This is a genomic window from Vibrio sp. D417a (assembly GCF_030248595.1).
Taxonomy (GTDB): Bacteria; Pseudomonadota; Gammaproteobacteria; order Enterobacterales; family Vibrionaceae; genus Vibrio; species Vibrio alginolyticus.
Map to the genome: position 1 here is coordinate 298,006 of NZ_JAHGAM010000011.1, position 20,330 is coordinate 318,335.

A 20,330-nucleotide genomic window follows, 5' to 3' on the forward strand; every position below is an offset into this window, starting at 1 on the left:
TATTTTAGGCTAGATAAAATACAGTACGCCTTAACTCTTTGACTTAACGGACTTACTCAACCGTTATATAACCCAATACTTACAAGGAACAGCAACGTTTTGGACGACATCTCTACGGGTATCTTGTTTGCGCTACTCGCGTGTCTTATCGTCATATCAGGTTACTTTTCCGGTTCAGAAACAGGGATGATGTCTCTGAATCGTTATCGCTTAAAACACTTAGCCAAAAACGGGCATAAGGGTGCTAAGCGAGTCGAAAGACTATTAGACCGTCCAGATCGTTTGATTGGTCTTATTCTTATCGGCAACAACCTCGTTAATATTCTCGCGTCCGCGATCGCGACCATTATTGGTATGCGTTTGTATGGTGATTTAGGTGTCGCTATCGCAACCGGTGCACTAACTATGGTTGTATTGGTTTTTGCCGAGGTTACCCCTAAAACAATTGCAGCGCTTTACCCTGAACGTGTGTCCTACGCGAGCAGTATATTATTGACCATACTGATGAAGTTACTGTCGCCTTTAGTGATGCTTGTTAACTTTATTACGAATGGCTTTATCCGCTTACTTGGTGTAAGAGCGGATCACTCAGCAGAAGATCATCTTAGCTCCGATGAGCTGCGTACGGTGGTAAATGAAGCTGGCGGTTTGATCCCTCGCCGACACCAAGACATGCTAGTGTCTATTTTAGATCTTGAGCACGTCACCGTGAACGACATTATGGTCCCACGCAATGAAATTACCGGTATTGATATTAACGACGACTGGAAATCCATTGTTCGCCAGCTAACACACTCACCACATGGGCGCATAGTTTTCTATCGTGACCAAATTGATGAAGTGGTTGGCATGCTGCGCTTGCGTGAAGCTTATCGTCTGATGTTGGAAAAGAACGAATTCAACAAAGAAACGCTATTACGTGCTGCTGATGAGGTCTATTACATCCCAGAAGGCACACCACTGAACGTGCAAATGTTGAAATTCCAACGCAACAAGCAACGTATCGGTCTGATCGTGGATGAGTACGGTGATATCATCGGTCTAATCACTCTTGAAGATATTCTGGAAGAGATCATTGGTGAGTTCACGACGTCAATTTCTCCAAGCCTCTCTGATGAAATCAGTCCTCAAGGTGACGGAAGCTTTCTTATTGAAGGCAGCACCAATATTCGAGATATTAACAAAGGCCTGAAATGGGATTTACCAACGGATGGCCCAAGAACGTTAAACGGTCTTATTTTGGAGCACCTGGAAGATATTCCAGAGAGCCATTTAAGCGTGAGAGTAGCGGGTCACCCAATGGAACTTGTTGAGATTGAAGAGAACCGAATCAAGCTCGTTCGTGTTTATCCGAAGAAGAAAAAATCGACATCCAAATAACCAAAAGAAAAGCCTGACTCATGTCAGGCTTTTTTACTTATTGGGGCAATATGCTTCTTAATGAGCACCTAGTCGATGCGCAACTCTTTTAACATCGACTCAGGCAAAGCAAGTTCATCATTTTTGTTCACCGAAACACCAGCATCCAAAATGTTCTTTGCGATCTGTTGTGCTTCTTTTAAAGAGTGCATTGCTGCCGTGCCGCATTGGTATTCGTTAAGTTCAGGGATCTTATTCTGACTTTCTACCTTCAGCACGTCTTCCATTGCTGCAATCCAAGCATCTGCGACTTGCTGCTCTGATGGTGTGCCAATCAGACTCATGTAAAAACCTGTGCGGCAACCCATAGGCGAAATATCGATGATCTCAACAGAATCACCGTTTAGGTGATTACGCATAAAGCCTGCATAAAGGTGCTCTAGGGTGTGAATACCTTTTTCAGAAAGAATGTCTTTGTTTGGCGCAGTAAAGCGTAAGTCGAAAACAGTAATCGTATCCCCTTTTGGGGTCTGCATGGTTTTCGCCACTCGCACTGCCGGTGCATTCATACGAGTGTGGTCCACGGTAAAACTATCGAGTAAAGGCATTACATCTCTCCTGATTGTAACTCCAGTACCTTTCGGTAATGGATAAATGTCATTCATCCCTACAGCACATGAACTGACTGTGGGCTAAAAGAACCAGCTGCTGTTGTCTTCTAATTCCTGACGACATTGCTTCAGCTGCCAGCCATAAGTTTTCGCTGTTTGTTCAACACGTCGAGCGACTTTGATTAAACTAGGCTTTCGATTATAAGTACCTCGCTTATACCCACCTCGCCCTTCATGATAAGCCAGATACTGGTTATAGGGATCCCATAATGAAATCCCTAGCTGACGCCGTGTTTCATGAGTATACCAACCGACAAACATCATAGAATCATCGAAGTTGGTACGAGAGCCACCCTGACCTGTGGCATCTTGGAAGTCTTCCCAAGCAGGGTCTTGAGCTTGAGCGTAACCATACGCACTGCTGACTCGTCCCCAAGGAATAAACCCTAGCAAATAATCTTTAGGTGGTTTTGCATCGTGCCGAAAGCTGCTTTCTTGTTTAATGATGGCCATAGCGACATGAATAGGGGTCCCCCATTCATCTTCCATATCTTTGGCATCATCGTACCAACCGGATTTCTCTCGGAATATCTCGCATAAGTTATTCTGCTGCTTTGGCGGTGCCGTAGCACAACCTGCAAGTAACACGCTTCCAAGTACCGCTACTACTGACGACTTAATGTTCAACCGCACCAATCCTTAGTTAGTCATTACTGCTTCAGGTAAGCAAAGTAATCTTCCAAAAAATCATCAAAAGAAAGCGTGTCACTCTGCTCTGCTTGCTTTTGTTTTTCCACGGACGACGCTACTTCCGTTTCCATCGTATCTTGTGAATAGTACTGATAACCGTGAGCTAGGTTTTCATCACGGTACTTCATACCAAGAGTACAACCAACTTTACCTAGCCCACCCAGCTCTTTCGTTAGCTCTAATAGTTGACCAGAGATCGTTAGTTCTGGGTTATCAATCCATGTCTCGAGTTGATTACACACATCTTGGTATGCACTGCCACCAGCGGTCATATCCATTTGCTGTGCTATTTGACGTAACTCGACGAAAACTCGGTGTGCCCAATCTTGTAGAGATAGACGCTCACCTTGGCAACCAATTTGCAGCATTAGACCTTTTTCACGGCCAGAAACAATGACTTTATTCCAGTTATCGCGCCAACACTCTAATTCACAGTTATCCATAGGGTCTGAGTCTGACAAGGCCGCCCAGGTAAGGAAGAGATCCAAGAATCGTACTTGCTCTTCATTTAAGCCCACTGCGCTGAATGGGTTAACATCTAGAGAACGAACTTCAATGTATTCGACACCACCGCGTCGTAACGCATCTGAAGGCTTCTCACCACTTTTCGATACACGTTTTGGACGAATCGGAGCGTACAGTTCATTCTCAATTTGTAAGATATTGGAATTAAGCTGGCGGTATTCACCATCAACTTTTACCCCAATTTTCGCAAACTCTTCTGATGGGTGGCGAATCGCATCACTCAAACCATCGAGGTATTGGTCAATGCTGTTAAAACCAATTTTCAGCACACTTTGAGCACTATTGGTATAGCCAAGATCGCTCAAACGCAAAGACGTCGACTTCGGCAAATATAATGTCCCGCCAATCTTCTCGAATGGCAGATCGGTTTCACGACCTTGAATAAAAGAGCCACATAACGCTGGTGATGCACCAAAGAAGTAGGGAATCATCCAGCCAAAGCGGTAGTAATTACGGATCAACGCAAAGTACGCATCAGACTTAGCATCTTGGCGGGCTTGTTCATCTTGCTCGCCATAGAGCGCATCCCAAAATGTTTCAGGAAACGAGAAGTTAAAATGGACACCTGAAATAATTTGCATCAGGCTGCCATAGCGACGCTTTAGGCCTTCTCGGTACAGCGTTTTCATTTTCGCTGCATTCGAAGATCCATACTGGGCTAACTGAATATCATCCTCTGAGCCTACGTAGCAAGGCATTGATAGTGGCCACATTTTCTCTTCACCCATTTTGGTTTGAGTGAAATGATGGATATCTTTCAGCTGTGCCATCAGTTCTGGAATTTCATGTGACACAGGCGTAATGAACTCTAACAATGATTCCGAAAAATCCGTTGTGATCCATTGATTTGTGAACGCAGAGCCTAATCCTTCAGGATGAGGAGTTGTAGCTAGATGTCCATCCTGACGATAGCGCAAAGTTTCTCGCTCAACACCGCGTCCAAACTGCTTAAATACTTCGGGGTTTGATGCAACTTTTTTTAGTCGCGCAGCAAAATCAGTCAAAATGAGGTTCGCTTATATTGGGAGCAGGACACTTGTTACATAACACAAGTGTAAGCTAAGTTATTGATAGTTAATGCATCTAGATAAATAACCCACGAAAAGTTGCTTATCTAGATGAATAGCGGAGAAACGTTTCTCCGCTATTAAATGTGTACTCTATCGAATGATTTCAAGCTCTTCTACGTCTTTCCCCAACTTTTCTAATTGAGGACGCAACGATTTAGCATCACCAACGACGATAATTTGATAGTCATTTGGATCAAACCATTTCTGAGCCAGCGCATTCAACGTCTGCTTATCGACTTTTTCTACGATAGCGTTTCTTTGCTGCAAGTAATCATGATCGAGGTTGTACTTAAGAATATCACTGATGAGCTCCGCTTTTTGTGTTGGCGTTTCATATTTCAGTGCATCTTTTTGACCGACCGCTTGACGCATAAATTTCATCTCTTCATCAGTAATACCTGACTGCGAGTATTCATTTAGCTCATTTTCCATCTCAATGATCGAAGCAACCGTTGCATCCGCTCGTACTTGCGCGGTGAAAACCACCGAGCCTGTTTCTGGATTACCAGAGAAATAGCCGTAAGCACCGTATGTGTAACCCTTGTCTTCACGTAGATTTTGGTTAATGCGGCTATTGAAGTTCCCAGCTAAGTTGAAGTTTGCCAGTTGGCTTAGGTAAAAATCGCCCGTTGCGTCGTAAGGCATACCTTGACGAACCATCATGACCACACTTTGCGGCGCTCCTGGTTTATCAACAAGATGGATCTTTTGCTCACCTAATGCAGCAATGCTTTGCGGTGCATACAATGGCGCAGCTTCATCTTGCCAGTTTTTCCAGAACGTCAGTTGCTGCTCAATTTCCTGTTTATTGATGTCACCAACAACGACGATTTGCGCACTTTGTGGCGTGTAATGCTTCGAGTAGAATTCACGGACATCATCCAACGTTAATGCACTGACACCTGCTTGCGTGCCGTCTTTTGGTCGAGCAAAAACCGAATCCCCATAGAGCACCTGGCGACTCGCTTGTGACGCCATCCAACTTGGATTTTGGTGCTCATATACCAGGCCTTCTAGCGCTTGCATTTTTACACGCTCGAAATCATCTTGATTAAATGCAGGAGACAGCAACATCTCTTCGACAATTTTTAACGTCGGCTCTAAGTTCTTTTCTAGAGCAGAAACACTGATGTTTGTTGTATAACCTGTGGCATTAACAGAGATAACACTACCCAGTTTATCAAGCTCAGCTTGAATCTCTTCGACACTGCGTTTCGTTGTACCTTCTTGCAACATCGCAGCGGTCAATTGGGCAAGACCTTCTTTACCCTTTTCAACAAAACGTGTCCCTGCAGGTAGACTAAATTGCATCATCACCGTCGGCGTTTCATCGCTAACTGCACCAAGCAGCTCTGAGCCATTCTTGAAATGTAACTCGTACAGCTCTGGCATCGTCGCTTTCACTGGTTCTCCTACTGGCGGTTGCACTGAGCGATCGAAGTTATCGGTCGCACGACGATACGCCAATTGGTCATCGGAAATCTTCTCATATTCTGGCAACGTACGCTTTGGTGTCACAAAGGTCGCAGGTTTTACGACAAGGTCTGTTTTTCCTTTTGGGACCACGCTTAGGGTCACTTTGTTCTTACCTTGGATAAAGTCCGTATACGCTTTTTCTACCGAAGTCGGCGTAACTGCACGGATTTGTTCAAGCTGTTGCTCAAGACGATCAGGATCGCCGAAAAATGTCTCGTTGGAAGCCAACTGAGTCACTTTACCTTTAACGCTTTCTAGCGCAAAAATAGCATCCGCTTCCGCTTTACCCTTCAACTGCTCAAGGCGATCTTCTGTCACGCCTTTTTCCGCAAACTGATTCAGTGATTGTAAAAGCTCGTCGTACAGTTTTGATAGGTCGCCTTTGTCTCCAGAATCGCCCATTGCGTAAACGTAAAAGTTACACGCCAGTTCAGCACAGTCATGGAATGAACCAGCATCGACCGCTTTTTGAGTCTTCACTAGGTCTTGATAGAGCACGCTGTTGGTACCGCCACCCAATACTTCTGATAACGTGTCGAGAGACGCTTGGCTTTCTTCGCCGTTGTAGGTTGTTGGCCACGCGATCATCACCATAGGTTGTTGAATACGATCTTCTAGAGTGATGTATTTATCTTCTTGCAGTTTTGCAGGTTGTTTCGGCGCATTTTCAACCTCAGGACCACGAGGAATCGAACCGAAGTACTTATTTACCCACTCTAGAGTTTGTTCAACGTCTAAGTCACCACCGATCGTGATAGTCGCATTGTTTGGGCCATACCAACGCAAGAAAAACGCTTTGAGGTCGTTCACATCAACACGATCAAGATCTTCAACATAACCAATGGTTTGCCACGAATACGGATGACCTTCAGGATATAGCGCTTCGGACATGCGCTCCCAAATTAAGCCATAAGGACGATTATCGTAACGCTGAGCTCGCTCATTTTTTACAGTCGAACGCTGAATTTCAAATTTGCGTTGAGAAACCGCATCCAACAAAAAGCCCATACGGTCAGACTCTAACCACAGCATTTTCTCGAGCTGGTTAGCAGGGACAGTTTCAAAGTAGTTAGTACGATCGCGGTTTGTTGTACCATTTAACGTGCCGCCAGCCTCTGTGATGATTCTGAAGTGCTCTTGGTCACCAACGTTCTCTGAACCTTGGAACATCATGTGCTCAAAGAAATGCGCAAAACCAGACTTACCCACTTCTTCACGAGCTGAACCAACATGGTAAGTCACATCCACATGGACCAATGGGTCAGAATCTTCAGGAGCTAAGATCACCGTTAAACCATTATCGAGTTTATACTTTTGGTATGGAATCTTAACTTTGCCTTCTTCAGCTTTCGATGACTCAACGAAAGTTACCCCTTTCGGCAGTGATGAAACTGGCGTATTTGATGCACAGCCCGTGATCACCAACAGTGAACACGCGCCAACCCAAAACATCTTCATGTACTTTCCTTAAAATAATCCGAGATAGATGGCCGCAAGTAAGCTATACCTAGCAGCCTTTCCTAAAAATATTAAAATCACGCAAGGCAGAAACTTCATTCTTAGCCACCCTGCGGCTAAACACAGCGGGTCTCCTATTACAGGTAACCAGCTAAAAAATAATCCCCAATAGCCATACTTAGAGAGCCACTTTAATGCGGTATGACCGTGCTTTTCCTCTTGTGCTTTGTTGGGAATCCACAAGCCAAGCCAATAATTTGTTAAGCCACCAAGCGTATTACCGATAGTAGCGACCATAACAATTGAAGAAACGGAGTATTGATTTAATGAGAGAGTGGCAACTAAGCCCGCTTCAGAACCACCAGGCAACAACGTGGCACTGAGAAAACCGGTCATGAAAAGCACCCATAATGCTGAATCTGAAAACCAAAGCGCTAAACTTTCAAAACTCGTGTTAAATGCTTCTAGCATGTCATATCAAGCAACACCTTGCCTCTGGTTCTTCCTGATTCGACCTGCTGGTGAGCACCAATGACATCACTCATAGGATAAACCTGTTGAATTTCAGTCTTCAGTAAGCCAACGCCGACCATATACAACAAGGTATCTAACTGCGCAGGGTCTGGTTCAACCAACATGCCACTAGCCTCAAAGCCTAGGAGTTTGGCTTTTTCACAAATCAGCTCAGCTGTGATGGTTGGAACGGTGATGACTCTCGCATTGTCTTTCAAGCATTTAAGCGCATCTAACGCAGCATCTCCGCCTACTAAATCAATCAAAACATCAACATCTTCCACACGTTCTGACACTGGTGCAAATTGATAGTTCACTGCATGAGCACCGAGCGTCGCAAGGTAGTCTAGATTTCGTTCACTGCAGGTTGTAAAGACTTCCGCTTTCGTCGCGATCGCAATTTGTACCGCGAGGTGTCCAACACCACCGGCTCCAGCGAGGATAAGTACGCGATCGTTTTCCGTCACATTAGCCTTACTGAGAGCTTGTGCCGCAGTTTGTCCCGCCAACGGTAATGCAGCAGCTGCCTCTAAAGTGACAGAGCTAGGAACATGACTTAACTCAGTTTCTGGAACACATATGTATTGGCTGTAACCACCGCCTCGAACTGGGAAACCAATAAATCCAGCCACCTCATCACCTTCATTAAAACGTGATGCCCCCTCTCCACAAGACATCACTTTTCCTGAGATGTCGTAACCTGGCACCCAAGGTAAATTGTCCTTATTCTGCGCTGCCGCCCAACCGAGCCCAGCTCGAGTTTTGACATCAATAGGATTTACGCCTGAAAAAGCGACTTTTACTAAGACTTCACCAGGCTGTGGTGATGGTGTAGAAGCATGTTGAATCGCGAGTACGTTGGCATCACCAAACTCAGTGATAACGATCTGTTTGTGTTCCATAAACCATTCCCTGCAAGAAAACAAAAAGGGATGCGAAAGCATCCCTTTGACTATAAACCATTTTGTTAACCTAAGTTAATCGTGATTTTGTAAATTGGTTGATCATTCCATTTTCAATAATGTCTAACCAACAAGTGCTAACAATATACCAGCCGCAACGGCTGAACCCAGCACACCAGCAACGTTTGGTCCCATCGCATGCATTAACAAAAAGTTTTGCGGGTTAGCTTGTAAACCAACTTTGTTTACGACTCGCGCGGCCATTGGTACCGCAGAAACGCCAGCCGCACCAATAAGTGGGTTGATGTCTTCTTTCGAGAACTTGTTAAGCAGTTTCGCCATCAGGACGCCCGCACCAGTACCGATACTAAATGCAACTGCGCCTAACCCCAAGATACCTAACGTTTCTAGGTTCAAGAACTGCTCAGCTTGCAGCTTAGAACCAACACCAAGACCTAAAAAGATAGTCACTATGTTGATCAATTCATTTTGAGCAGTTTTCGATAAACGATCGACCACACCAGCTTCACGCATCAAGTTACCCAAACAGAACATACCAACCAATGGCGTAGCTGAAGGTAAGAACAGAATCGTCATCAGTAATACAGCAAGCGGGAAGATGACTTTCTCCCATTTACCAACATGACGAAGCTGAGCCATCTTGATTTGACGCTCTTCCTTGGTTGTCAGTGCTTTCATGATTGGTGGCTGGATGATCGGCACCAATGCCATATAGCTGTATGCCGCGACTGCAATCGCACCTAACAGATCTGGAGAGAGCTTACTCGCCAAGAAAATCGCTGTTGGCCCATCAGCACCACCGATGATCGCGATAGACGATGCATCCGCCATGGAGAACTCCATGCCAGGTACATAGTTGAGCAAAATAGCGCCAAACAGTGTTGCAAAAATACCAAACTGCGCAGCCGCACCTAACCACAACGTTTTTGGGTTTGCGATCAAAGCACCAAAGTCAGTCATCGCGCCCACACCCATGAAGATCAATAGCGGGAACACACCCGATTCAATCCCAATGTAGTAAACGTAGTAGAGCAAGCCACCAGGCTCAGTAAAGCCAGCATTTGGAATATTCGCCAAAATAGCACCGAAACCAATCGGCAATAACAGTAAAGGTTCAAATCCTTTTTTAATTGCCAAAAACAGCAAGGTACAACCAACCAGCATCATACAGATTTGGCCGAACTCGAAGTTAGCGATCCCTGTTTCTGCCCAAAGGGTTAACAATCCGTCCATGATACTCCCTTACGCCAGGCTCAACAGAGGCGCACCTACTGTGACAGCATCGCCTTCTTTAACGTTCAGCTCTTGAACCACACCACCACGCGCCGCTCGTACTTCAGTTTCCATTTTCATCGCTTCAAGGATGAGCAATACATCGCCTTCAGCTACCTCAGCACCAGGTTGAACATTCACTTTGAAGATGTTACCTGCAAGAGGAGCAGGCACCGCTTCAGCTGAAGCATTAGAAGGTGTGCTAGGTGTAGCCGATTTTGCCGGTGCATTAGAAGGAGCAACAGATGTCAGTTCACCTTGAGGGCCAACTTCCACCTCATACACCTGCCCGTCAACACGTACACTATAAGTTTCTACACCACCAGTTGCTGGTTGAGCTGCAGGTACAGCAGGCTTCGCAGCTTCTAGCGTTGGTGCAGGCTCAAATGCTTCTGGGTTTTCACGATTCTTAAGGAATTTAAGCCCAACTTGAGGGAAAAGTGCATAAGTGAGTACGTCATCAACACGCTCACTTGCTAGCTTAATGCCTTCTGATTTCGCTTTCTCCATCAGATCAACCGTAAGCGTCTCCATTTCAGGCTCAAGTAAATCGGCAGGACGACAGGTAATTGGCTCTTTACCATCAAGCACTTTCGCTTGCAGTTCTGCATTTAACTCGGCTGGTGCTTGACCGTACTCACCTTTCAATAGACCTGCGGTTTCCTTGGTAATACTCTTATAGCGCTCGCCAGTAAGCACGTTAATCACCGCTTGAGTACCGACGATCTGTGAAGTTGGAGTCACCAATGGAATGAAACCAAGATCTTCACGTACACGAGGGATCTCTTCTAATACTTCATCAATGCGATCCGCAGCGCCCTGCTCTTTCAACTGGCCTTCCATATTGGTCAGCATACCACCAGGCACTTGAGCAATCAGGATGCGTGAATCGACTCCTTTTAACTGGCCTTCCCACTTCGCATACTTCTTACGTACCTCACGGAAATATGCGGCGATAGGTTCCAGTTGCTCGAGTTTCAAATTGGTATCTCGCTCGGTACCTTCTAGCATAGCGACTACCGTTTCAGTCGGTGTATGGCCGTAGGTACAACTCATTGAAGAAATCGCAGTATCGAGAATATCAATACCGGCTTCTACTGCTTTTACCGCCGTTGCTGTAGACAGCCCCGTTGTTGCATGACAATGAAGTGCCAATGGCACATCACAAGACGCTTTGATACGCGTGATAAGCTCTTCCGCTTCATAAGGCTTAAGTAAGCCAGACATATCTTTAATACACAGCGAGTGACAACCTAAATCCTCTAGGCGTTTTGCCAAGTCAACCCAAGTGTCTGCGTTATGCACTGGGCTCGTTGTGTAAGACAACGTACCTTGAGCATGCGCACCAACATCAACCGTTGCTTTAACGGCTTTCTGGAAGTTTCGCACGTCATTCATTGCATCAAAAATACGGAATACATCCATGCCGTTAGCATGCGCGCGTTCCACAAACTTCTCTACTACGTCGTCGGCATAATGGCGGTATCCTAAAAGGTTTTGACCACGCAGTAGCATTTGCATTGGTGTATTAGGCATCGCTTTTTTTAGTTCACGTAAACGCTCCCAAGGGTCTTCCCCTAAGAATCGAATACAAGAATCAAATGTTGCACCACCCCAAGTCTCTAGAGACCAGTAACCAACCTTATCCAACTCAGCTGCGATAGGCAGCATATCCTCAATACGCATACGCGTAGCAAATAGTGATTGATGGGCATCACGAAGGACCACATCAGTAATAGCTAGTGGTTTAGACATGCTCTTAAACTCCTTTTTAATCCTAGTTCGGCTACTTCGCGAATGAGGCGCGATGTTTATGAATCGCAGCCGAGATCGCCGCCACTACTTGTGGACTAACAGCTGAAGAGGTTGATTGAATATTAGTGTTTGTTTTTGGTGCTGCGATCGGCTCTGGTACTTCTTCTGGTACCAATTTCGACATTAACCGAACGAGATAAACAAGAATAGTGAGGAAAATAAATACGACCGCCATCCCCGTTAGCATCAGGGTGGCCGCATCTACTAGCAGGCTTCCTATATTAGTCATGTTGCTTCCTTTCTTTGTCATCCTGACAACGTGCAGGACTTTAATAGTGTCAAATCCCGACCCATGGATTATCTCGATTGGTTAAATTTTGTCAATTTTGTTTAAGGAAGGTTTGTAGTAATCCTGATAAATGATTATTTATTCACTACCCAGATCACAGTTCATGACAAAATAATCACTTCAAATCGCTATCACCTTACGAACAGAGTAAAGGAGGACATAAATAAAAACTGCGATTTAGATTTCAAAATCAAATCGGGACTCACGAAGTAAAAACCAACAAAAACAAAAAGATGAACAAAATTAACAATCAATAAACAAATAACAAACAAAGTGACTACATGAGAGTAATTGAAATGAAAAATGGAAGTCAGTGTATAGGAGGGATAATCAGGATGATTTCACACGATGCGACAGAAGCTTGATAGCAAATTGCTTAGATACGCACATATTCGCTTTTAAAAAAGAGGAACATAGGCTCTAGTGATCCTACGCCATATTCCAGATGTCTAGATACAAAAAAGCCTCGCAATTGCGAGGCTTTTTCAATAAGTGGCGCGTCCTGGAGGATTCGAACCTCCGACCGCCTGGTTCGTAGCCAGGTACTCTATCCAGCTGAGCTAAGGACGCGCAGTTTTCGATATCGACTTTCATCAATATCAGGGCATTACCCTTTAATAAGTGGCGCGTCCTGGAGGATTCGAACCTCCGACCGCCTGGTTCGTAGCCAGGTACTCTATCCAGCTGAGCTAAGGACGCGCAAGTTTTCGATATCGAATTTCGTCAACATCAGGGCATTACCCTTTAATAAGTGGCGCGTCCTGGAGGATTCGAACCTCCGACCGCCTGGTTCGTAGCCAGGTACTCTATCCAGCTGAGCTAAGGACGCGCAGTTTTCGATATCGACTTTCGTCAACATCAGGGCATTACCCTTTAATAAGTGGCGCGTCCTGGAGGATTCGAACCTCCGACCGCCTGGTTCGTAGCCAGGTACTCTATCCAGCTGAGCTAAGGACGCGCAAGTTTTCGATATCGACTTTCGTCAACATCAGGGCATTACCCTTTAATAAGTGGCGCGTCCTGGAGGATTCGAACCTCCGACCGCCTGGTTCGTAGCCAGGTACTCTATCCAGCTGAGCTAAGGACGCGCAGTTTTCGATATCGAATTTCATCAACATCAGGGCATTACCCTTTAATAAGTGGCGCGTCCTGGAGGATTCGAACCTCCGACCGCCTGGTTCGTAGCCAGGTACTCTATCCAGCTGAGCTAAGGACGCGCAATAATCTTATTTTACTTTGTATAACCCGTTTATCAAACGAATTATTAAATAGTGGCGCGTCCTGGAGGATTCGAACCTCCGACCGCCTGGTTCGTAGCCAGGTACTCTATCCAGCTGAGCTAAGGACGCGCAGATCTTCTTGCTAAGAAGTTGTGAAGTAAATCACATTCATTTCTTACGAAACAAAAAAAAGGCCATCGGGCCAGTCAATGAATGGCGGTGAAGGAGGGATTCGAACCCTCGATACGGGATAAACCGTATACTCCCTTAGCAGGGGAGCGCCTTCAGCCTCTCGGCCACCTCACCGTTTTCATTGTTATATCTCAAAAGAGATATGGCGCGTCCTGGAGGATTCGAACCTCCGACCGCCTGGTTCGTAGCCAGGTACTCTATCCAGCTGAGCTAAGGACGCACTTTTTGTTGATAAATCAACGTTGCAAGAATGGCGGTGAAGGAGGGATTCGAACCCTCGATACGGGATAAACCGTATACTCCCTTAGCAGGGGAGCGCCTTCAGCCTCTCGGCCACCTCACCGTCTTGCGGAGGCACATATTACGTTTTACCGAAAATATGTCAAACACTTTCTTTGAAAAAATCTACGAAACTGGCTTAACCGTTGCTGATTTAATCAAAGTGACTATTAAACGAACTTTATCACTCTATTATGATGAAAAAAAGAGAGTCTTCTCTGAAAAAAAGACATTTATTTTCAAATAACTTTCTGAAGTTCGAATCAATATTATTGATGAATTCACAGCCATACTCAACACAATAGTTTCTGCAAATTTTCAAAAACAGTAAAAACTAAAAAGGCCAACCCTTCGGTTAGCCTTTTTCATTCAAACTAAGCTCTGTAAACAGGAGCGACTTAGTAGTTACCTGAAGCAACGTTGCCATTGCCTTTTTCAGCTTGAATGCGCATGTAGATTTCTTCACGGTGAACTGAAACCTCTTTCGGAGCGTTAACGCCGATACGCACTTGGTTACCTTTAACACCTAGTACAGTTACAGTCACTTCATCACCAATCATCAGTGTTTCGCCTACGCGGCGAGTCAAAATTAGCATTCTTTGCTCCTTGAGTAATCTCTAAATTTTCTTGCTACAAAGCTATTATCCAACAAAAGTTATATTTTCGTAAACTACCTTGTTAGCGAAAATCAGCCTAAAAAGGCATGTTTTTGTTGAATGTTTAATGCTTCACTAGACGTAATGTAAGCATCATGCAGAATGTTTGCTGCTGTATCCACACATTCGGGTGCTAAAACTAGCATCATAGTGAGTGCATTCGTTGCGCTGAAATTGATCTCAATATCTCGCTTTGCCAACAAATCGCATGCGTGCTCTACCATTCCATTGGCCTCAAGCCCCACTGCGGTCAACAGGCTTACCACTTCACTATTACGGATTTTGTCGCTGAACACCAGATCGAACTTGGCACATGCATCTTGTTTTATCATGATACCTGCCCGTTCTGTTTCCTCGATCACATTCCAAATGTCGATACCCAACATCTGACATTGTTTTGTAGCACTAGATAAATGTTCTTTATCGACTTCGATTATGGCAAGGTCACGTTGAATGGCTATACCAGAGACGGCTTGATTGCCTAACTCCCCCTTTACCAGACTGCCTTCATTAACATCAAATGTCGAAAGCACGCGCAGTGGCACATTATTCTTCCATGCAAATTGCACTGAAGGTAAATGTAATACTTTCGCGCCTCGGCTTGCCATCGCTTCCATGGAAGGAAAATCGATAACCGCCAATTTTCGCGCGTTTTTCACTACACGTGGGTCACAAGTATAAATACCATCAACGTCGGTAAAGATTTGACACTCATCAGCGCGCAATGCGCCTGCCAGTGCCACTGCGCTCGTATCTGAGCCACCTCGACCTAATGTGGTGATATCCCCGTTCTCATTCACACCTTGAAAGCCTGCAACAATCACGATTTGGTCTTGCTCAAGCAATCCCAGAATTGTCTTAGTATCAATGTGTTTAATCGTTGCGTCATTGTGTTGATTATCCGTCACAATATTCGCCTGTGCTCCGGTAAGCGAGCGTGCAGCATGACCCAATTTATTGAGTGTCATTGCTAACAGTGCCATTGACACTTGCTCACCAGCAGAGAGCAAAACATCAAGTTCTCGAGCTGTAGGCACGCTATCTATCTGTTTAGCGAGGTCCATCAGTCTGTTTGTTTCGCCTGACATTGCAGACACGACAACAACAACTTGATTGCCATCATTTTTCGCCTTAATGATGTGTTCAGCAACTTGGTGGATTCTTTCAATTGAACCCACTGAGGTTCCGCCAAACTTTTGCACGATAAGGGGCTTTTTCACCAGTCTTCACCTTCCCAAGACCGAAGTCTCTTTAGAACTGCTTACATCGTCAGTATTTCCTTTTAGAAAAATTATATAAGCAGTAGTTACAACAAAAACCAAATAGCCTAAATGACTCGGTTAACTTTTGGTCAATTAAACCACTTGGCTGCTAAAAAAAATTACGCTCAATCAAAGAAACTTGATTGAGCGTAATTTTAGTAGTTAAAAGCTTATAAGCGCTCTTCTAACCAAGGCTGAACTGTTTTAATTGCCTCTGGTAGTGCGGCTACATCAGTACCACCAGCTTGAGCCATGTCAGGACGACCACCGCCCTTACCACCGACTTGCTCAGCAATCATCTTAACTAGATCACCAGCTTTTACTTTACCAGTTAGATCTTTAGTCACACCAGCAATCAGGCCAACCTTGTCACCTGTTACGTTAGCAAGCAGTACGACACCAGACCCCATTTGGTTCTTGATGTCATCAACCATAGTACGTAGGTTCTTGCTGTCAGCGCCTTCAAGAGCTGCGACTAGAACTTTTGTACCATTGACTTCAACCGCTTTGCCCATGATGTTAGCGCTTTCTGCTGCCGCCATCTTATCTTTTAGCTTCTGCACTTCTTTCTCTAGCGCTTTTGCTTTCTGTGCAGATTCTGCCAGTTTCTCTTCATACTTCGCGTTTTGAGCTTCAATCGCGTCTAATGCAGCCTCGCCTGTTACCGCCTCAATACGTCGAATACCTGCAGCAATGCCGCTTTCTGAAGTGATTTTGAATAGGCCAATATCACCTGTGCTTGATGCGTGAATACCACCGCAAAGCTCTGTCGAGAAGTCACCCATAGACAGTACGCGTACTTCGTCATCGTACTTCTCGCCGAATAGAGCCATTGCGCCTTTCTTCTTAGCTGACTCAATGTCCATCACGTTGGTTTCAATCGTGTGGTTGCGACGAATTTGCGCGTTAACTAGACGCTCAACTTCTTTCAGTTCTGCTGCAGTTACGGCTTCTAGATGCGAGAAGTCGAAACGTAGGTTGTCTGCCTTCACCAATGAGCCTTTCTGCGTTACGTGCTCACCTAAAACTTGGCGTAGTGCTGCGTGTAGCAAGTGCGTTGCTGAGTGGTTTAGAGAGATAGCTGCGCGACGCTCTGCGTCAACGATAGTTGCTACTTCATCACCTTTCGCTAGAACGCCTTCTGCCATTACACCGTGGTGCGCGATTGCGTTACCTAGTTTTTGAGTGTCCTCAACGTGGAATACACCAGACTCAGTACGGATTTCACCAGCGTCACCACACTGACCGCCTGACTCTGCGTAGAATGGCGTTTCACCAAGTACGATGATTGCTTTGTCGCCCGCAGATAGTGAATCTACTTCGTTGCCTTCAACGAACATCGCAGCTACAGAGCTAGAGCCTTTAGTAGCTGTGTAACCACAGAATTCTGTTTGCGTATCAACTTTGATTGCTGCGTTGTAGTCAGTACCAAAGTTACCCGCTTCACGCGCACGTTGACGCTGCTCTTCCATCGCTTTCTCGAAACCTTCTTCGTCGATTGCGAATTCACGCTCACGTGCTACGTCGTTAGTTAAGTCAGCTGGGAAGCCGTAAGTATCGTAAAGTTTAAATACGGTTTCGCCGTCCAGTACTTTACCGTCTAGGTTATCTAGTGCTTCGTTTAGAATCGCCATACCGCGCTCAAGTGTACGACCAAAGTTTTCTTCTTCGATACGCAGTACTTTTTCAACCACAGCTTGTTGACGCTTCAGCTCTTCACCAGCCGTACCCATGATGTCAGCTAGAACGCCAACCAACTTGTGGAAGAATGCACCTTGTGCGCCCAGCTTGTTACCGTGACGAACTGCACGACGGATGATACGGCGTAATACGTAACCACGACCTTCGTTTGAAGGCATAACGCCATCCACGATCAGGAATGAACATGAACGGATGTGGTCAGCGATAACGCGTAGTGATTGGTTTGATAGGTCTTCGTAACCGATCACTTCTGCTGCTGCTTTGATAAGAGCTTGGAACACATCGATTTCGTAGTTTGAGTGAACGCCCTGCATGATTGCAGAGATACGCTCGATACCCATACCAGTATCTACCGATGGTTTTGGTAGCGGTTCCATAGTGCCGTCTGCGTGACGGTTGAACTGCATGAATACGTTGTTCCAGATCTCGATGAAACGGTCACCATCTTCTTCAGGCGTGCCAGGACGGCCACCCCAGATGTGCTCACCGTGATCGTAGAAGATTTCAGTACATGGACCACAAGGGCCAGTGTCGCCCATTTGCCAGAAGTTATCAGACTCATACGGCTTGCCGCCTTCTTTATCACCAATGCGAACAATACGATCAGCGGGCACGCCAACTTTCTTGTTCCAGATGTCAAACGCTTCGTCATCGGTTTCGTAAACAGTTACCAATAAACGATCCGCTGGCAGTTTAAGAACTTCGGTTAGGAATTCCCAAGCAAAGGAGATCGCATCTTCTTTGAAGTAATCGCCAAAGCTGAAGTTGCCTAACATTTCAAAGAATGTGTGGTGACGAGCAGTGAAGCCAACATTTTCTAGGTCGTTATGTTTACCACCTGCACGTACGCAACGCTGAGCCGTAGTCGCTCGAGTGTAGGCTCGTTTTTCTAAGCCTAAGAAACAATCTTTAAATTGGTTCATACCTGCGTTTGTGAACAGCAGGGTTGGGTCGTTATGTGGAACTAACGATGAACTTTCTACGATTTGGTGTCCTTTGCTCTCAAAGAACTTGAGGAACGCGTTACGAACCTCATCAGTGCTCATGTACATGCAGCTCTTCCTGAAAATAGTCGAGTTAGAATTTTGCCGTATTGTAGATCATGCAAACAGCTGAGACTAGTTTTCTTGAGGAAAAGAGGGAGTAGGAGAAAAAATTTGAAGCAAAACAAAAATCAGTGCGAACGACTGACCGTTAATCTTCGTCCTCAAAGCTCAGCGCGTAGCTGATTTGGTCAAAACTGTAGCCACGATATTGCAGAAAACGAACTTGTTTTGCGTACTCTTTTTGGTCTTTGGCTTTAATACCTTTGAATTTCTTTTCTGCCGCCTGTTTAGCCAGTTCAAACCAATCTTGCGGCTCTTCAGCCATAGCTTGCTCAATCACCGATTCCGCAACACGCTTCTGGTTTAACTCTTGACGAATTCGACGCTCTCCATGTCCTTTGTATACATGCTGTCTAATTTGACTCTTCGCGTAACGTAAATCATCTAAATAGTTATGGTCTAGGCAAAAATTAATTGCGATGTCGATGTCTGATTCTTCATAGCCCTTCATCGATAATTTTTGGTAAAGCTCATACTGACCATGATCGCGACGGCTAAGCAATTGGATAGCTGCCTCTTTGCTCGATAATGTTGGCGCCTGGCGTTTTTGGTACATGATGATCCTAAAAGTATTTTTGCTGTACAGGCTCTCAATGGCCTTTGTGATAATTCGATTTTTGATTTCAATAGATACAACAAAGCCCCGCATTGCAGGGCTTTGTCATTTATTAATCTATGAGAGATTAAAACTCTTCAGCTTGCTCTGGCGCTTCACCAGCTTCAGGCGCTTCCGCAAGTGCTGGCGCTAGCAACATTTCACGCAGTTTTGTATCGATAGTTTTAGCCACTTCAGGATGCTCACGCAGGTAGTTACACGCATTCGCTTTACCTTGACCAATCTTATCGCCATTGTAGCTATACCAAGCACCGGCTTTTTCAACTAACTTGTGCTTCACACCTAGATCGACAAGTTCACCTTCGCGGTTAAAGCCTTGGCCGTACATGATTTGTGTGTTTGCTTCTTTAAATGGTGCTGCAATCTTATTCTTAACAACTTTGATGCGCGTTTCGTTGCCTACGACTTCGTCACCTTCTTTGATTGCGCCAGTACGACGGATATCTAGACGAACAGAAGCGTAGAACTTAAGTGCGTTACCACCTGTTGTTGTTTCTGGGTTACCAAACATCACACCAATCTTCATACGGATTTGGTTGATGAAGATACACATACAGTTAGACTGCTTTAGGTTACCCGTTAGCTTACGCATTGCTTGAGAAAGCATACGTGCTTGCAGACCCATGTGGCTATCGCCCATTTCGCCTTCGATTTCTGCTTTCGGTGTTAGTGCTGCAACAGAGTCGACAACCATAACATCGATAGCACCAGAACGTGCAAGTGCGTCACAGATCTCTAGAGCTTGCTCACCTGTGTCTGGCTGAGAAACTAGCAATGCATCGATATCAACGCCAAGTTTCTTCGCGTATACAGGATCTAGAGCGTGCTCTGCATCGATAAACGCACACGTTTTGCCTTCACGTTGCGCAGCAGCAATAAGCTCAAGCGTTAATGTTGTTTTACCTGAAGATTCTGGGCCGTAGATTTCTACGATACGACCCATTGGTAGACCACCAGCACCCAAAGCGATATCAAGAGAAAGAGAACCCGTTGAGATGGTTTCTACGTCCATTGCGCGGTTATCACCAAGGCGCATGATAGAGCCTTTACCGAATTGCTTTTCAATTTGACCTAGCGCAGCGGCGAGCGCTTTCTGTTTGTTCTCGTCCATTACTTTCTCCGATTTATTCATCTTCTTTGGGCGACGAATAGTAATTCATTTTTCTTAAGCAGAAGAACTGCTCAGCAATGAAAGTTATTATACTGTTGATTCATACAGTGTCCATACCTGTATGAA

The 20,330-nt window shown here is 45.2% G+C and carries 15 protein-coding genes and 10 tRNA genes; 1 reads left to right on the top strand and 24 read right to left on the bottom strand.

Annotated elements, in window-relative coordinates; translation table 11 throughout:
- The first annotated feature begins 99 nt into the window (after nucleotides 1-99).
- The gene (locus KI742_RS13125) at nucleotides 100-1,380 is read left to right on the top strand and encodes an HlyC/CorC family transporter (RefSeq protein ID WP_005379948.1); all 1,281 of its coding nucleotides are present in this window, start codon (nucleotides 100-102) and stop codon (nucleotides 1,378-1,380) included.
- A gap of 68 nt (nucleotides 1,381-1,448) precedes the next feature.
- On the opposite strand, the gene luxS is transcribed toward KI742_RS13125, so the two are convergent.
- The 24 genes from luxS to recA form a co-directional block, all read right to left on the bottom strand.
- Entirely contained in the window at nucleotides 1,449-1,967 is a 519-nt protein-coding gene (gene luxS / locus KI742_RS13130; RefSeq protein WP_017820391.1) for an S-ribosylhomocysteine lyase, read from the bottom strand.
- Between the two features lie 84 nt (nucleotides 1,968-2,051).
- Nucleotides 2,052-2,657, bottom strand: a complete 606-nt coding sequence (locus KI742_RS13135) for a hypothetical protein (protein ID WP_005379943.1) — start codon at nucleotides 2,655-2,657, stop codon at nucleotides 2,052-2,054.
- Nucleotides 2,658-2,680: 23 nt separating this feature from the next.
- Entirely contained in the window at nucleotides 2,681-4,249 is a 1,569-nt protein-coding gene (gene gshA, locus KI742_RS13140; protein ID WP_005385430.1) for a glutamate--cysteine ligase, read from the bottom strand.
- Between the two features lie 156 nt (nucleotides 4,250-4,405).
- Nucleotides 4,406-7,249, bottom strand: coding sequence for a pitrilysin family protein (locus tag KI742_RS13145; protein ID WP_017820389.1), 2,844 nt, complete (start codon nucleotides 7,247-7,249; stop codon nucleotides 4,406-4,408).
- A 9-nt stretch (nucleotides 7,250-7,258) separates the two neighbouring features.
- A complete protein-coding gene (locus KI742_RS13150) occupies nucleotides 7,259-7,720 on the bottom strand; it encodes a YqaA family protein (RefSeq protein WP_005379938.1) in 462 nt (153 codons plus the stop codon).
- Entirely contained in the window at nucleotides 7,714-8,664 is a 951-nt protein-coding gene (locus KI742_RS13155; protein ID WP_005385434.1) for an NADP-dependent oxidoreductase, read from the bottom strand. The genes KI742_RS13150 and KI742_RS13155 overlap by 7 nt, the downstream gene beginning before the upstream one ends.
- Nucleotides 8,665-8,787: 123 nt before the next feature.
- Complete coding sequence (locus tag KI742_RS13160; protein WP_005379935.1) at nucleotides 8,788-9,918, bottom strand: sodium ion-translocating decarboxylase subunit beta; 1,131 nt, start codon at nucleotides 9,916-9,918, stop codon at nucleotides 8,788-8,790.
- Nucleotides 9,919-9,927: 9 nt separating this feature from the next.
- Nucleotides 9,928-11,712, bottom strand: coding sequence for a sodium-extruding oxaloacetate decarboxylase subunit alpha (gene oadA / locus KI742_RS13165; RefSeq protein WP_042521318.1), 1,785 nt, complete (start codon nucleotides 11,710-11,712; stop codon nucleotides 9,928-9,930).
- Between the two features lie 31 nt (nucleotides 11,713-11,743).
- On the bottom strand, nucleotides 11,744-12,001 hold the full coding sequence (locus KI742_RS13170; RefSeq protein ID WP_005379932.1) for an oxaloacetate decarboxylase subunit gamma: 258 nt from the start codon (nucleotides 11,999-12,001) through the stop codon (nucleotides 11,744-11,746).
- 553 nt (nucleotides 12,002-12,554) lie between these two features.
- Nucleotides 12,555-12,631 (bottom strand) — tRNA-Arg (locus KI742_RS13175).
- Nucleotides 12,632-12,683: 52 nt separating this feature from the next.
- Nucleotides 12,684-12,760: transfer RNA gene (locus KI742_RS13180), tRNA-Arg, on the bottom strand.
- Nucleotides 12,761-12,813: 53 nt separating this feature from the next.
- Nucleotides 12,814-12,890: transfer RNA gene (locus KI742_RS13185), tRNA-Arg, on the bottom strand.
- Nucleotides 12,891-12,942: 52 nt separating this feature from the next.
- Nucleotides 12,943-13,019: transfer RNA gene (locus KI742_RS13190), tRNA-Arg, on the bottom strand.
- A 53-nt stretch (nucleotides 13,020-13,072) separates the two neighbouring features.
- Nucleotides 13,073-13,149, bottom strand: a tRNA-Arg gene (locus KI742_RS13195).
- Between the two features lie 52 nt (nucleotides 13,150-13,201).
- Nucleotides 13,202-13,278, bottom strand: a tRNA-Arg gene (locus KI742_RS13200).
- 55 nt (nucleotides 13,279-13,333) lie between these two features.
- Nucleotides 13,334-13,410: transfer RNA gene (locus KI742_RS13205), tRNA-Arg, on the bottom strand.
- 85 nt (nucleotides 13,411-13,495) lie between these two features.
- Nucleotides 13,496-13,587: transfer RNA gene (locus KI742_RS13210), tRNA-Ser, on the bottom strand.
- A gap of 29 nt (nucleotides 13,588-13,616) precedes the next feature.
- A tRNA-Arg gene (locus tag KI742_RS13215) sits at nucleotides 13,617-13,693 on the bottom strand.
- A gap of 31 nt (nucleotides 13,694-13,724) precedes the next feature.
- Nucleotides 13,725-13,816, bottom strand: a tRNA-Ser gene (locus KI742_RS13220).
- A 334-nt stretch (nucleotides 13,817-14,150) separates the two neighbouring features.
- A complete protein-coding gene (csrA, locus tag KI742_RS13225; protein ID WP_004415691.1) occupies nucleotides 14,151-14,348 on the bottom strand; it encodes a carbon storage regulator CsrA in 198 nt (65 codons plus the stop codon).
- Between the two features lie 92 nt (nucleotides 14,349-14,440).
- Nucleotides 14,441-15,628 (bottom strand): aspartate kinase, encoded by a 1,188-nt coding sequence (locus KI742_RS13230; RefSeq protein WP_005383803.1) that lies wholly within the window; start codon nucleotides 15,626-15,628, stop codon nucleotides 14,441-14,443.
- A 212-nt stretch (nucleotides 15,629-15,840) separates the two neighbouring features.
- Nucleotides 15,841-18,423 (bottom strand): alanine--tRNA ligase, encoded by a 2,583-nt coding sequence (gene alaS / locus KI742_RS13235; RefSeq protein WP_005383801.1) that lies wholly within the window; start codon nucleotides 18,421-18,423, stop codon nucleotides 15,841-15,843.
- A 142-nt stretch (nucleotides 18,424-18,565) separates the two neighbouring features.
- Nucleotides 18,566-19,033: a recombination regulator RecX gene (recX, locus tag KI742_RS13240; protein ID WP_017633543.1), complete on the bottom strand. Its 468-nt coding sequence runs from the start codon at nucleotides 19,031-19,033 to the stop codon at nucleotides 18,566-18,568.
- 127 nt (nucleotides 19,034-19,160) lie between these two features.
- The gene (gene recA, locus KI742_RS13245; protein WP_005380874.1) at nucleotides 19,161-20,204 is read right to left on the bottom strand and encodes a recombinase RecA; all 1,044 of its coding nucleotides are present in this window, start codon (nucleotides 20,202-20,204) and stop codon (nucleotides 19,161-19,163) included.
- Nucleotides 20,205-20,330: the final 126 nt, after the last annotated feature.

Bases quoted from the DNA above. Each gene is read 5' to 3' on its own strand.
- KI742_RS13155 (WP_005385434.1), bottom strand. From the start codon at position 8,664: ATGGAACACAAACAGATCGTTATCACTGAGTTTGGTGATGCCAACGTA.
- recX (WP_017633543.1), bottom strand. From the start codon at position 19,033: ATGTACCAAAAACGCCAGGCGCCAACATTATCGAGCAAAGAGGCAGCT.
- luxS (WP_017820391.1), bottom strand. From the start codon at position 1,967: ATGCCTTTACTCGATAGTTTTACCGTGGACCACACTCGTATGAATGCA.
- alaS (WP_005383801.1), bottom strand. From the start codon at position 18,423: ATGTACATGAGCACTGATGAGGTTCGTAACGCGTTCCTCAAGTTCTTT.
- csrA (WP_004415691.1), bottom strand. From the start codon at position 14,348: ATGCTAATTTTGACTCGCCGCGTAGGCGAAACACTGATGATTGGTGAT.
- KI742_RS13160 (WP_005379935.1), bottom strand. From the start codon at position 9,918: ATGGACGGATTGTTAACCCTTTGGGCAGAAACAGGGATCGCTAACTTC.
- KI742_RS13170 (WP_005379932.1), bottom strand. From the start codon at position 12,001: ATGACTAATATAGGAAGCCTGCTAGTAGATGCGGCCACCCTGATGCTA.
- KI742_RS13145 (WP_017820389.1), bottom strand. From the start codon at position 7,249: ATGAAGATGTTTTGGGTTGGCGCGTGTTCACTGTTGGTGATCACGGGC.
- recA (WP_005380874.1), bottom strand. From the start codon at position 20,204: ATGGACGAGAACAAACAGAAAGCGCTCGCCGCTGCGCTAGGTCAAATT.
- oadA (WP_042521318.1), bottom strand. From the start codon at position 11,712: ATGTCTAAACCACTAGCTATTACTGATGTGGTCCTTCGTGATGCCCAT.
- KI742_RS13150 (WP_005379938.1), bottom strand. From the start codon at position 7,720: ATGCTAGAAGCATTTAACACGAGTTTTGAAAGTTTAGCGCTTTGGTTT.